The sequence below is a fragment of the Marinifilum sp. D714 genome, assembly GCF_030851345.1.
GTDB lineage: Bacteria > Bacteroidota > Bacteroidia > Bacteroidales > Marinifilaceae > Marinifilum.
Window position 1 is genome coordinate 241,584 of the sequence record NZ_JALPNU010000005.1, and the last position, 13,504, is coordinate 255,087.

Consider the following 13,504-nt stretch of genomic DNA (forward strand, 5'->3'; position numbering starts at 1 on the left):
TGTAATCGAAAAAAAATCGCACATTCAAATATTAAATTTTCCACACATTCAAAAAACACTGATAATAAGACAATTGCAAACACACAAAAACGATCAAAAACAAAAATCTTTGAATGTGTTTTTCATATAAAACATAAAGCGAAGATATTCAAAAAATTTTTTTATCCTTTTTTATATGCAAAAACATACTTCACACACATAAACACCTAACCTTATGAACATTAAGTGCGTTTTAAAAAAGTTTGAATGTGTTTTCCTATTCAAATTACACATTTATAACCGTAGGTTTTATTCCAGGTAAGCCAATAAATGTTGCCTTTGGATAACATTCTCTACACACAGGGTAAATCAATAAGATATCCTTTTTATGGCTTACAATCCCTTCCAGATCGGTCTTCATTTTTTTATATTTACTTAAGGTTGTAAAACATTCAAACACACTTTTGTTTTTACGGGTGCCACCATAGCTAAGCAGCAATTTATTTATTCTTGACCTTCTACGATTACTTGGTGTATCGTAAGCAACTACATATATATTTTTATTTACCATGTTTTAATATAAGGTTTATAAGTTGGAATTTCGTCCATAAAAAAACGTCGGGTACAATAAACCTGATAATGTATAATCTCATTTACTCTTCTCTCTGTTTTCCTAAATTTTTCAACACTATTGAAGCGTTCCAACAACCTCTCGAGCAAACGATGTTTGGTTTCCTCACTCAATAAATTATCAGTCATTTCAATGTGTTCACCTTTACTTATCAAACTAATCACTACTCTATCTACAATTGCCGACCGAAACTCTTCCACCATATCGTATACAAATGCAGCATTGGTATTTTCCGAAGAGTGCAATATTCCAATACAAGGATTCATTCTTACATTTATAACTGCATGCCAAATTTTAGAATAAAGAATAGCATATCCATAATTCAACATGGAATTTACAGGATCAATAGCCCCTTTTTGCTCTCGTTTTTCAAATGAAATATAGTCATCAAGAATACGCCCTACTTGTTGCCAATACAAATGCGATGCACGTGCTTCTATGGTCATAATTTGGGTTTGTACATCAACGGCTTTCTCTGCTATAATTTTCTTCAACCTCACCTGACACTCTTTAATCCCTGCTAATGTTTTTGGTAAATGCTTGGTAAAATCCGGATCACTATCCTTTCGTTGTCTCGAAAAAAACTTAAGCGTATTGGCTTGATTCTTCATTTTACCAATTAATACTGCTTTTATCCAGTCGAGTCCAGATTCCGATTGCTGAGCATTTAATTGCACCAGTTCATTCCTGGCATGAGCAAATTTAGGAGTTGTTATTAAAGCATATGGCTTTCCATCAAAATTCAAAAAATTAAAAGCTATGTTTTTATCAGCACAAAACTTAATCAGATTTGATGAAAATCCTACTCCGGCAGAAGCAATTGTAATGGAGCGTAAATTAACTACATTAATTTCATTAATAGTTTCACCTTTTTTCTTAACAACTACCGAATTTTGCTTTTTACCCAGAACAACTCCTGGCGTAGAAACAACCAATTCCATAGCTGCCGATTCCATTTTTTGAAATTCTCGTTTGCGAGCTCGTACTGTTTTTGTAATTTTTTGTTCCTGGGAACTATTATTTACTCCTATAGTAGTACAAAACAATGCAATTTCATCAGCCAGTTGAGTTTTAGAAAGTTCATTTTCTGAAGTAAAGAAACGTATTGATCGTATAAAATTTCGAATACTGATTTTTGATGTTATTTCTCGTTTTGAAAATGCCTCGCTTAACTTATTCTTTAAGCAATTAATCAACATGTCATCTAACTTTCCTACCTCTTTATCAGCAAGAACCTGTGCATAATAAGATTTTATACCATTTAAGGTTTCTGTAAACTTTTTTGCCGGAAACTTTTCTAAAATTCCAAAATTTTCATTCAAACTTTTAATTAAAGCCTGCTCCTTTTCTTCTGATAAAACAGCTATTCCATTTCTAATTTCTACCCCAAGAAAAGTAAAACTCTTTTTTATATGTACAAGTTGCGATTTATCATTTAACTTCAACTTCAGTTTCTCTTCCAGGTATCTACTTACCATTTGTAACTTTTGCTGAACTGCTCTTTTAGAATGAGCACAAATAATAATATCGTCAGCATATCGTAAATAGGCTATATTGTCCTTTTTTGTGACAAACCTGTCGAGCCAGTTTAAATAAAAATTAGCCAACAAAGGTGAAAGTATCCCACCTTGTGGCAAACCTCCTTTTGTATCAAACCAACGATATTTATAATTCACTTTTCCCATTTGCAACCACAAGCGAATTAAGTGAGTCAATTTTCTATCCTTTACTTTAAGCTCGAGAAAACTAAGTAATTTTTCTGTTGGAATTTCATCAAAACAACTATCAATATCAGCAATTGCAAACCATGAATAATGTTCATATCTAATGTAATGAAGTAATCTTTTAATAGCTTTTGCTGTACTTTTATTGGCTCGATAAGCATAACTAACGTTTAAGAAATCTTTCTCAAAAACAGGCTCCAATAAGTTTTTAACAGCACGTTGCACAATTTTATCAGATACCGATAACAAACCTATTTCACGTTTACTGCCATCTTTCTTTTGTAAACTAATCTTTTGAAGAGGTAATGGTGTATAGCTCTCTGCCTTTAATTTGGCTGAAATTTCATTTAATCTTTGCTGAGCAATCAGTTCAAATTCTTTAACAGACACTGCATCTATTCCTCCGCTTGTATTTTTAGTTTTTACTTCAAGCCATGCCGCTTGTAAGGTTTCAACACTACATAATTGTTTATAATAATTAATCTCCATCTCCAAGAATCAATGAAATCAGAATAAAATCTACCAACTCAATTTTCCCAAGCCGTAAGAACTGTATTTACCAATGCCTAAATAGCGAATTAAAACCAACAGTTCGGTGTAAGACAATATATTTTCGCTTAAATTGGTAAACTCTCCTGCTATTGCATCAACTTTTATTTTTTTGCCATATCGCTTGTTTTTCCATACTTCCAAACGATGGATATGAACCTCATAGTTCATTTCAGGCAATGCCATATTTTCTATTTTCGAAAGAGGAGAACCACAATAAAATTGAGCCAGCAAATTATACTTTGTATGTGCCTGCTGCAACAGCTGTTCCACTAGCTTCTCTTCAATTAAATGTTTTCCCGACTGTAAATGAAGCGGTGTGTGGGTTCTTAATTTTGTAGTGTTTAAATCCGGTATAGCCGAAATGTTTTCCAGCGAAAAGCGATTGTCCATAGCTGTATCTTGCTTGTTGGGCAATACACTTTCAAAACTTTCCAACAAAAAGTTGCTTACAACCGAATGTTCTGCATATTTGTGCATCTGGCTAAAAGCCATAATAATATTGGGCAAGTGCTTGTTGGCCGATCCTATTAAGGCAAGATGAAACTCCATTTTTTCGGCCTTTGTGTATTCTGTTTTTTCATTTAATGCTGGCGATAGTACATATCCTATAGGTGGATTGGTGTATTTGCCTTTCCAAAAATGGCCATCGGGCAAAACAGGTTTAAAAAGCTGGCAATAGGAACAGTTTTCTTTATTGCAGCGAATGTGTTTTGTACCAGCATGTCCGTTGACATTGTAGAGCACCTGCCCAAACAAGCCATGAAAAAATGCAAATGGCGATGTTGGCAATTCAAAATGATCTGTTCTAAGCTTTAGTACGATTTTATATTGGTAAAAAAAGAGTTTATTGTATTCTTGATTCATAAAATTCTTCACTTATTGGATTATCGCTTGATGTAATACGAACTATCAATAAAAGGATGATCCACACTAGCTGCAATCACATCTTTTGGCTTGATTTCGAATCCATTCAACAAACGCTCAATATCATCCTGGTTAAATGTTAAAAGCTGTTCATCACCGGCTTCTACATTTTCTCTTACCATTCGGTTGGCATGAATCTGCTTTAATTTTTCAAACAGGTTTCTGCACACTCTACCGTTTCCAAAATTCATATCCTTTTCCTCTATCAGAGTCTGAAAATATTCCGAAACAATTGTCATACAATCTTCACTCATGCTAAAGGATTCTTTCTGCATAAAGTTGATGAAGATCTCCAGCAATTCGCCCGAAGAGTAATCCGGAAAGTTGATCATATGAGGGAAACGACTTGCCAGTCCCGGATTGGCCGTAAGGAATTCTTCCATATTGTTGGTATAACCAGCCAATATCACACAAGTTGTATCCTTAATCTGTTCCATTTCATCTACCAAAACATTAATGGCATCCGTACCAAAATCTCTCGGACTATCGGGCTTGTACAAACTGTAGGCTTCATCAATAAACAAAATTCCTCCTTTTGCTTGTCTGATTAAACGTCTCATATTTTGTTCGGTATCACCAATATATTGTCCCACTATACTTTGGCGACTTGCCGCTACCAAATGCCCTTTAGACAATACCCCAATCGTTTTGTATATTTCTCCTAAAATGGAAGCCAAGGTGGTTTTTCCCGTTCCCGGATTTCCCATAAAAATAGAATTCAAAGAAATGGCGTTGTTATTTCCTTTCAGGCGATTTACCTTTACCAGGTTAGTTAGAGAGGTAACACTTTCCTTAACGGATTGCAAACCTGTTAAATCATTTAGTTTTTTCATAATTTCAGGCAAAGACTTCTGATCGTCTTCCGTGTATTCATCCTTTATGCTTTCCTGTAGATCCTGTTTACTAATAAAATTGTCTCCATCTTCATTACTCGTTGTTATTCGTAAGGTATAATGATATCGAGCTTCGCCGGCCAACATGGTTGAAACACCAACATTAAAATCTTTTGTGCTTAAGTAAGATTTCATGTACTCAAAGTACTTTACAACCAATGCAAGTGCTTCTGTACTTACTTCCAAACCATAAGCTTTTACTTCTTCAACAAAATGTTTCACAAGCATATCAACAGAAACACTTTCAAAATGGAAAACATTTTGAAAACAGATTCTTAATGTTGGTGAAATTGCAGAAAGACGATCCCATCCTTGTTCACTTAGTGACAATAAAAACAGATTATTGGATTGTTCGATAATATGATTGCATAGACTTTCAATCATCTCCTCCTTTTTAAATGGATCTTGAATCAGCTGATCTCTATTATCATTTTTGTCCATATTTTCGATCAACACAACTGAATTTTCCATATCCGACAATTTCCCCTCCAAATCACATTTATCAGTCAAATTGCTAAAATCTATTTTTGAAACATTTATATCCTCAAAAAAACTTGATGCAAACATCTTTGTTAATTCGTATGTATCAATATTTTTGTCGTTAACAAAAACACAATTCAAACGCATGGAAAAGAAGTCTTTCTGTTTGGCAAGACTTTCTGCTACCTGTTGTGTATTCTTCACAAAAGAAAGGTAGGATTGAGGAGCCATATCCATTACATCAATAGTAGCCCTCTTCAGTTCTTCTTCATCAACTTCTAAACCCATTGCCAATCGCCATAAAGTTCTTCCATAGCCAGTATCTACTTCTTCTTCTTTCTTTTCAGGCATAATACGGTTTAAGTCAAATGTTTTCAAAGTAGTAAAATGCGCTTCCCGAAATATCTCCCGAAAATCGGAAAACTCCTCTTTATACCACTTCATGCTTTTGGAACCAATCACAATTGACCTAACAACCTGTTTGTTATTACTTGATTGATATTTTTTAATATCTCTATAATAATTGGTGTTAGCATACGCAATCTCAATTACTACATCCTTAAGCTTATCATCATCTAAATCATCATGTAAAAAATGTACAGGAAAAATATACTTGCCATCTTTGCTTACCAAGATCATATCAAAACTCTTCCCTGTAAACACACATTTAAAATTCAAACGATTAGCATTTTCACAAACTAATTTGAGATACGGAATTTTCCACTCCTTATCCCATTCGTACAATAATTCTTCACAAGTCCCCAGAGCTTCCTCTATTTCTCCACACCAAAAACTATTATTTACTTCTTCAATGTCTTCAAAATAATCATCCATCATCTCTCACTTGTATTTTCTAATGGTTTAAAAATATTGGGAACATATTGTTTCTGAATACTTGTGGCAATAATTTGGGCTACCTCTTTTTTCGACATCAGCAGATTTTCACCAAAATGATAAATCAGATCCAATTCACCTTTAAAAATATCATGATCCGAAAGTGCAATTCGAATGATAAAATCGATCAAGGCATATTTTTCTGAAGGATTAATTTCCAAAATTTCTGTAATGGCCTGATTGCAAAATCGGACTACATCCTTTTGAGCAATATCCAGCAAGAACTCTTTAGGAAACATGCTAAACTCCGATAAAGCAGTAATAATTTCCCTGTACTCATTCTCATTAATTACATTATCAACCTGTGCCAGTATAATTCCTGCACTTGCAATGAATATTTTCCGATGATAATCAATATTAGAACTTCCTGTTTTGATCAAGATCTTAATCAGATCGTCCATTCCTGAATTAAGAATTTCATCATCGCCCTCAAACAGTCCCTTTTCTGCATAAGTTTGAGATTTTGCAAACAGTTCAATTGCTTTTACCCGAATTGGGTTTATTGGATGAGATAAAATATCAGCCCTGGCATTATCCTTAAAAAAAGCTAGAGTTTTCTCATTCTCCTTACTATACAAAGCAGGATTAAACATTACTCTTTTCGATGATAAGCCTGAGGATAGTTTAAAAAAACTACTCAATGTCTTCTCTGCATTCCTACAAACCAAATAACCAAAACGATCAGCAGTTAACTCAGAAGCTTTATGCCATAAATTAAGCTTATGCCTGAGCATTAATGGCATATTGGATTCCGAAGGATAGACGAACTGCACCAACATCGCAATACGTGTATTTCCACTAATCAAATGACCAATTTCATGTCCTACAACAAATCGCAGTTCATCATTATCAAACTTTTCAACCAAAGCTGAATTCAGATTAATGATATGATTGGTTTCATCATGACTACGAGCTAAAGAAAAAGCATTGAGTTCCGCAGAATTGGTAATGTAAAAGTCAATAGGCTCATCAAACTGCAATTCTTCCTGCACCTTCCTACAAAGGCTATATAAGTCTGGTGCCATTTGAAGTCCTAACTTAAAAGAGTGTCCTTCGAGGATGTACTTCCAGTTGTTCTCTATTTTCTCTATTTGAGCTTCTTTTATGACTTGTTCAATAATGTCGCCCTGTATCAGTTCATTTAACTCTTGTCCTAAAGCAATTTCAAGAGGAATTCGTATTTTTTCGTAGTTCATTTTTTTTGTTAATGGTACCGTAAGTTATAATCATTTTTATTCAAAACCCGGTTCAATTATCCAAATAAACAACTCTCAAAAACCATCCCTACTTCGTTCAAAATAAAATCACGAAATCCAACAAAACAAATCCTAGTATTAATTTCAAACTATCTGGATAATCAAATGGATTTCTAATTTAGCAATTATACATGAATTATTGATATGATAATGATATATATTCTAAAACCTAGTTGCTTTTACAAGAATTTTAGAAAAATCTGAATCCCTTAAGTTATATCTAATTAACAGATTACCATACGCTATACTTTTTTTAAACACCCTTAGACTTCCTTTTCTCCTCTAATTTTTTCTGCAAATCACTCATATCATCAGAGATCTTCTTATCTAAAATCTTGGCGTAAATTTGAGTTGTTTTCAAAGAAGTATGCCCTAAAATCTTTGATACTGTTTCAATAGGAACTCCATTTGATAAAGTCACTGAAGTTGCAAAAGTATGACGCGCCATATGCATGCTTAAATTTTTATCGATTTTGCATGCATCAGCAATTTCTTTCAAATAGCTATTCAACCTCTGATTGGATAAAACTGGAAGCAATCTCCCAGTTCCGGAAATAGACGGATAATCTTTAAATGATTCTAGAATTTCTTTAGCTTTTGGCAATAGTGGTATTCTACATCTAGTATTCGTCTTGGTTCTATCAATAACCAACCATTCATTTCCATCATCACCGATGGCCAGATGTCTATGGTGTAGTTTGGAAATATCTGAATACGACAATCCTGTATAACAGGCAAAAACAAAAATATTTTTCACCAAATCAAGTCTTTCAAGAGCAAACTTTTTATTCTCTATCCTAGCAAGCTCGTTTAAAGTTAGGAATTCCCTATTGGTAGGATCCAATCTAACTTTATACTTGCTATATGGATTCTTTTCCATATACTCTAAGGATATGGCTAAATTTAAAATTCGCCTTAAATGCTTGTGATAGTTCCATGCGGTATTTTGATGAACTTTATACTTTGATTTTAAGTAACGGTCGAACTTATCCAGAAAGTTATAATTGATCTTTCCCACTGGGAAATCATTGATTTTGTATTCGGATTTAATAAACTCTTCCACTCTACCTTTCGATGACTTATAATGCTTATAAGTTTCCATGGAAAAACTTTTATGCAGTTTATCTTTCATACTATCCAGGTAATAATCAAAAACGCTTACAACGCCTATATATCTTCCTTCATCAACCTTAAGCATTCTATTTTTAATATCCACAACATCAAAATCCTCCTCAAAAGCAGATAACTGATTATAAATATCATACAAATCCGTTTTAACTTTCAGAATTTTATTATTCAAAACCTGAGCCTCTCTACTTCTTCCAATACATTTTTGTTGTTTTGGATCCCATTTTGATGTATCAACACTTATTCCCGTTGACAACTGAACTCTACGATCATTCATAGTAAAACGCACATAAACAGGGGCTATTCCTTCTTTTTTCCCTCTGTTTTTTCTCAAAATAAAACTCACAAACATTCTCATAATCAATGATAAATTTAAATTTAACACACAATTACATGCAATTTTGCATGTAAAAATTACGCAATATGTTTCATTTAGAGAATATCAAACGAGACCAATTCACATCAATCAACACTAATAATCAATTAGTTAAATAGGAGGGACCAAAAATGTGAAATTTTGGTGTGGTCCCTTAATGGTCCCTCCTAAATATGCATTTAAATGCTTTTAAATGACATTTTCAAAAACCAAAAATGCGCTTATTTCATTGAAAATAAGCGCATTTAGTTTCTATTGTACTTAATAAAAGTGCCCAAGGCGGGAGTCGAACCCGCACGCCCAATCGGACACATGGCCCTCAACCATGCCTGTCTACCAATTCCAGCACTTGGGCAAGGCAAGCAAAATTAACAAAAAAGAAATAATTGCAAAAGATTTTTGATGCTATCCCAATAAATCCATCTATTTAATTCTGCTGGATTTCATATTGGAGAATACTTTCATGTTTGTATCTTTGCGCAAATTAAAATTTCGACATGGCTAATCAGAAGAAGGACTACTCCTATTTAGATAAAATCGCATTGCAACCTGATAAATGGGATGAATTGGATAAGAATGAATTGCAAGTAATGGCTTTTAGAACATGTTTTTTATACGGCGAAAGTCGCAACAAAAATATTATTCCTGTTCTTTTTCGCATGTTTGAATATCTTATTACTAAAACTTCAAGCGAAGAAAGAACTAAACTTCTTACTGCGCTAAGTTCTGTGATCAGAAAAAGTAATCCCAAAGCTGTTATGGCTTTGTTTCCTTTTATTCAAGTTGAAACAGACGGACAAATCGTTCGCACAGCAAGTCAATTTTTCGTAAACCTTTCAGTTTTATCGAATAAAGAGTTTCATTCTGGAACAAATATTCTATTGGAATTAATTAAAGATGCGCCTGAAGATAGAAATTCAGCATACATCCTCTTGGGATTAACGGATATTGAGAATTAAAAAATCAATCAAATGCTGAGATCTGTAAAACCTCAGCTGGGTAATGAAGTACTTAGCATACTTCACAATAATGGAATCCGAATTTAAATAAAGAAACCCATAAAAACGTCCAAATATCTAGATTTTTACATCTTTTAACACGACTATTGGACATTGTAAGATTTTTTTTTTTTAGTTTTGATTTAGAAATTTATGTTTTGAATAAAAATATATTTAACTAAATAGAAACTGGAATGAATATTGCAAAATCAATGTTTTTACTATTTGTTGTACTATTTACTGCAAATAGAATTCAAGCGCAAACAGATTTAAACCAAGCTTTAGAACAAGCAAAAAAAGAGAACAAGTTTGTACTCATGAATTTCTCTGGATCCGACTGGTGTAAATCATGTATCATATTAAAAAAGACAATCTTAAACACAGATGAGTTTAAAGATTTTGCCAAAAGTAAACTTGTTATTTTAAATGTAGATTTTCCTCGTTCAAAGAAGAACAAACTCAGCAAAGAACAAGTTAAAGTTAACGAACAGCTTGCCGAAAAGTATAATAACAAAGGGCATTTCCCTACCATTGTTCTTCTGAATAAAGAAGGAAAAGTATTGGGAAAAACCGGCTACAAAAAGCTAAATCCTACTCAATACATAAATCACATTAAATCATTCTTAAATTAAAGGAATGAGAAGATTACTGACAATGGCATTTTTCCTTGTCCTCAGTCTTATTACTTACGGACAACATAAATCGCATAAAAAGATCTTGCTGTTGATGGGATCCCGATTCGAAATTACAGCAGTTACAAAGGATGCTGTAAGAGCAAATGCTGCAATAGAGGCTGGAATAAATGAAATACAACGAATTGAAAAATTAATTTCTTCCTGGGATTCCGACTCTCAAACTTCAGCCATCATTCGTAATGCAGGCATTAAGCCTGTTCAAGTCGATCGTGAATTATTCAACTTGATAAGAAGAAGCAAAAAAATATCTGGTTTAACACATGGTGCCTTCGATATTAGTTATGCATCAATGGACAAAATATGGAAGTTTGACGGAAGTATGATTCAAATGCCAGACTCAGCCAATGTAGCAAGATCTGTATCGAAAATAAACTATAAAGACATTATACTTGTCAATGAGAACACAAGCGTATTTCTCAAAAAGAAAGGGATGAAAATTGGCTTTGGTGCAATCGGTAAAGGCTATGCTGCAAATAAAGCACTTGAAGTGATGTCGAAAATGGGATTAGATGGTGCTTTGGTAAATGCTTCGGGGGATTTAATCACCTGGGGAAAAGATGAAGATGGTAAGGATTGGAAAATTGGAATATCAAATCCCAAAGAAAAAGACAAAATATTTTCTTGGCTGAGCATAGGTGAAACCGCAGTAGTAACCTCGGGAAACTATGAAAAATTTGTAAGCTTCAATGGAAAAAGATATTCGCACATTATTGATCCCAGAACAGGTTATCCCGTAAGTGGATTAAGCAGTGTTACCATCATTTGTCCGAATGCCGAATTGGCTGATGCACTTGCTACTTCTGTTTTTGTCTTAGGAGCTAAAAGTGGTTTACAATTAATCAACAAATTAAATGGAGTTGAATGCATTTTGGTTACTGACAATCAAGAAATGCTTACTTCATCCAATTTAAAATTAGAATATCACAAAACAAATAATCAAAATAACTCACATCAAATTCAAATAGGAAAATTCAATGAGTAAAAGAAAAATCAAATTAATGCTATTTGGATTGCTTGCTGTAGTTGCCATGAACAGTTGTGTTTCGGTGGCGGCATATCAAAAAGCATATCTTAACGATGCTGAAATGGCATTGCAAGCAAAGAAATTAGAGGTTTACGAAACCAATTTCCAAGCGTACCGCGAAGGTGCTGCAGGTGCTAATGGTGGAAAATCGGGAGGAGGTTGCGGATGCAATTAAAAGCTCTATTAAGCCTGTTTTTGTTATTAGGAATTGGCATGACAGGATTCTCTCAAACCGATAAAAATAGTATTGACGACAGACAGGAAGAAAGTCGCAAAAAGGTAAAGACAAAAAAATCGCCTGAAGATTTTAAGGATACTGAGGTGAACTTCCTATTCAACTATTACGAACAGGACGGCGATCATTCTCCGGTTACTGGTGGAATGGGGACCGAAGAACTGGACAATATTGCACCAAGCTTTGTGGTTCATGTTCCTATTGACTCTTTATCGGCACTTGACTTAAACTTTGGAGTAGATATTTACTCATCAGCATCGACCGATAATGTTGATTATTTTGAGATTGACAAATCTTCTGCTTCGAGCATGGATGCAAGAATTCACTTTAATGCTGCTTATTCGCATACTTTGGCTAATTCAGGTAATGCATACAGTATTTTAGGTGGTGCTTCGGTAGAATATGATGTTACCTCCTTTCATGCAGGCGGTTCGTACACTTTTAATTCAAAAGACCAAAACCGATCTCTGACCATTGATGGTTTATTCATGAATGACACGTGGAATCGCATTTATCCTGCCGAGCTAAGGACTGGAACAGAATGGCTAAAAGACGATGTTCGTACAACCTTAAAACTTGGTCTGTCCTACTCTCAGGTAATCAACAAGCGCTTACAGGCTTTATTTTCGGCCGAAGTAGTGTCTCAAAGCGGATTGTTATCAACTCCATTCCATAGGGTGTTTTTCGATGATGCATTACCATTTGCAAACGACAAGAATGAATTGAGTTCGAGGAGTCATGTTGAGATGTTAGATGACAGTCGATTGAAAATTCCAATCTCAATGCGATGGAATTATTATTTAAGTGACTTTGTACGCTTAAAAACTTTTTACCGATTCTATACCGACAGTTGGGGAATATCAGCACATACTGCTAGCATCGAATTACCAATGATGGTTTCTCAATCATTTATAGTTTCACCTTTTTTCAGGTATCATACTCAAACTGCCGCTGACGATTTTTATAAATTCGGTCAAGCAAGTGCTACCAACACTCCTGAATTTTATACATCAGATTACGACTTGTCTGATTTTAATAGTTATAAAGTAGGTATTGGATTTCAGTATTCTCCTATTATGGGAATTGGGAAATTTAAATCTCCATTTAGAAAGGGAAAGGTTGCACAATTTAAAAGCATAGGGTTAAGAGCAGCCTATTACGATAGAAGCGATGGCTTAAATGCCATGCTAGTAAGCCTTGATTTTGGATTTACATTCTAATTGATATATCGAAAAAGACTTCCGAAAGGGAGTCTTTTTTTGTGCATAAAAAATAACTCCCTTCCTATTTCATACAACAGGCTTGAAATCTACACTGCTACCTATCCTTTATTGATTGAAGCGTTTATTTTTCTCAAAAAGCATCTCCTCAATTGGCTGAAGAACTCATTTTTTCAAAAAAGTATCTCCTCAATTGGTTGAAGAGCTCATTTTTCCAAAAAAGCATCTCTTCAATTGGCTGAAGAACTTATTTTTTCCAAAAAGTATCTCCTCAATTGGCTGAAGAGCCCATTTTTTCAAAGAACTACCTCTTCAATTGACTGAGGAGTTCATTTTGCCAAAAAAGTATTATTTGAATCATATAATTTATGAATAAAACATATACTCCTAACAAGTTTTCAAGGATCAAGTAAAAAACTTGTGGGGAAACTTCTAAACACACATCTTTGTACGAGTAAAATTGAAACACAAAGATGACTGATCACGAAACCTACG

General features: G+C 34.0%; 11 protein-coding genes and 1 tRNA gene. 5 read left to right on the forward strand and 7 right to left on the reverse strand.

The window, feature by feature from the left end:
* Positions 1-265: 265 nt before the first annotated feature.
* From cas2 to M0051_RS07890, 7 genes are all read right to left on the reverse strand, one after another.
* Positions 266-550, reverse strand: coding sequence for a CRISPR-associated endonuclease Cas2 (gene cas2, locus M0051_RS07860; protein ID WP_306740984.1), 285 nt, complete (start codon positions 548-550; stop codon positions 266-268).
* Entirely contained in the window at positions 544-2,823 is a 2,280-nt protein-coding gene (gene cas1, locus M0051_RS07865) for a CRISPR-associated endonuclease Cas1 (protein ID WP_306740985.1), read from the reverse strand. The genes cas2 and cas1 overlap by 7 nt, the downstream gene beginning before the upstream one ends.
* Before the next feature lie 30 nt (positions 2,824-2,853).
* The gene (locus M0051_RS07870; RefSeq protein WP_306740986.1) at positions 2,854-3,750 is read right to left on the reverse strand and encodes a CRISPR system precrRNA processing endoribonuclease RAMP protein Cas6; all 897 of its coding nucleotides are present in this window, start codon (positions 3,748-3,750) and stop codon (positions 2,854-2,856) included.
* Positions 3,751-3,770: 20 nt separating this feature from the next.
* A complete protein-coding gene (locus tag M0051_RS07875; RefSeq protein WP_306740987.1) occupies positions 3,771-6,017 on the reverse strand; it encodes an AAA family ATPase in 2,247 nt (748 codons plus the stop codon).
* Positions 6,017-7,273 (reverse strand): M48 family metallopeptidase, encoded by a 1,257-nt coding sequence (locus M0051_RS07880; protein WP_306740988.1) that lies wholly within the window; start codon positions 7,271-7,273, stop codon positions 6,017-6,019. The genes M0051_RS07875 and M0051_RS07880 overlap by 1 nt, the downstream gene beginning before the upstream one ends.
* A gap of 313 nt (positions 7,274-7,586) precedes the next feature.
* Complete coding sequence (locus tag M0051_RS07885; RefSeq protein ID WP_306740989.1) at positions 7,587-8,819, reverse strand: site-specific integrase; 1,233 nt, start codon at positions 8,817-8,819, stop codon at positions 7,587-7,589.
* A gap of 289 nt (positions 8,820-9,108) precedes the next feature.
* A tRNA-Leu gene (locus M0051_RS07890) sits at positions 9,109-9,192 on the reverse strand.
* Positions 9,193-9,334: 142 nt separating this feature from the next.
* Between M0051_RS07890 and M0051_RS07895 the strand changes: the two genes are divergently transcribed.
* The 5 genes from M0051_RS07895 (at position 9,335) to M0051_RS07915 (ending at position 13,009) form a co-directional block, all read left to right on the forward strand.
* Complete coding sequence (locus M0051_RS07895; RefSeq protein ID WP_306740990.1) at positions 9,335-9,796, forward strand: hypothetical protein; 462 nt, start codon at positions 9,335-9,337, stop codon at positions 9,794-9,796.
* Between the two features lie 233 nt (positions 9,797-10,029).
* Complete coding sequence (locus M0051_RS07900; RefSeq protein ID WP_306740991.1) at positions 10,030-10,467, forward strand: thioredoxin family protein; 438 nt, start codon at positions 10,030-10,032, stop codon at positions 10,465-10,467.
* A gap of 4 nt (positions 10,468-10,471) precedes the next feature.
* Complete coding sequence (locus M0051_RS07905) at positions 10,472-11,512, forward strand: FAD:protein FMN transferase (protein ID WP_306740992.1); 1,041 nt, start codon at positions 10,472-10,474, stop codon at positions 11,510-11,512.
* A complete protein-coding gene (locus M0051_RS07910) occupies positions 11,505-11,729 on the forward strand; it encodes a DUF4266 domain-containing protein (protein ID WP_054722606.1) in 225 nt (74 codons plus the stop codon). Before M0051_RS07905 ends, M0051_RS07910 begins: the two co-directional genes overlap by 8 nt.
* A gap of 38 nt (positions 11,730-11,767) precedes the next feature.
* Complete coding sequence (locus M0051_RS07915; protein WP_306740993.1) at positions 11,768-13,009, forward strand: DUF3570 domain-containing protein; 1,242 nt, start codon at positions 11,768-11,770, stop codon at positions 13,007-13,009.
* The last annotated feature ends 495 nt before the right edge of the window (positions 13,010-13,504 follow it).

Bases quoted from the DNA above. Each gene is read 5' to 3' on its own strand.
- cas2 (WP_306740984.1), bottom strand. From the start codon at position 550: ATGGTAAATAAAAATATATATGTAGTTGCTTACGATACACCAAGTAAT.
- cas1 (WP_306740985.1), bottom strand. From the start codon at position 2,823: ATGGAGATTAATTATTATAAACAATTATGTAGTGTTGAAACCTTACAA.
- M0051_RS07870 (WP_306740986.1), bottom strand. From the start codon at position 3,750: ATGAATCAAGAATACAATAAACTCTTTTTTTACCAATATAAAATCGTA.
- M0051_RS07875 (WP_306740987.1), bottom strand. From the start codon at position 6,017: ATGGATGATTATTTTGAAGACATTGAAGAAGTAAATAATAGTTTTTGG.
- M0051_RS07880 (WP_306740988.1), bottom strand. From the start codon at position 7,273: ATGAACTACGAAAAAATACGAATTCCTCTTGAAATTGCTTTAGGACAA.
- M0051_RS07885 (WP_306740989.1), bottom strand. From the start codon at position 8,819: ATGAGAATGTTTGTGAGTTTTATTTTGAGAAAAAACAGAGGGAAAAAA.
- M0051_RS07895 (WP_306740990.1), top strand. From the start codon at position 9,335: ATGGCTAATCAGAAGAAGGACTACTCCTATTTAGATAAAATCGCATTG.
- M0051_RS07900 (WP_306740991.1), top strand. From the start codon at position 10,030: ATGAATATTGCAAAATCAATGTTTTTACTATTTGTTGTACTATTTACT.
- M0051_RS07905 (WP_306740992.1), top strand. From the start codon at position 10,472: ATGAGAAGATTACTGACAATGGCATTTTTCCTTGTCCTCAGTCTTATT.
- M0051_RS07910 (WP_054722606.1), top strand. From the start codon at position 11,505: ATGAGTAAAAGAAAAATCAAATTAATGCTATTTGGATTGCTTGCTGTA.
- M0051_RS07915 (WP_306740993.1), top strand. From the start codon at position 11,768: ATGACAGGATTCTCTCAAACCGATAAAAATAGTATTGACGACAGACAG.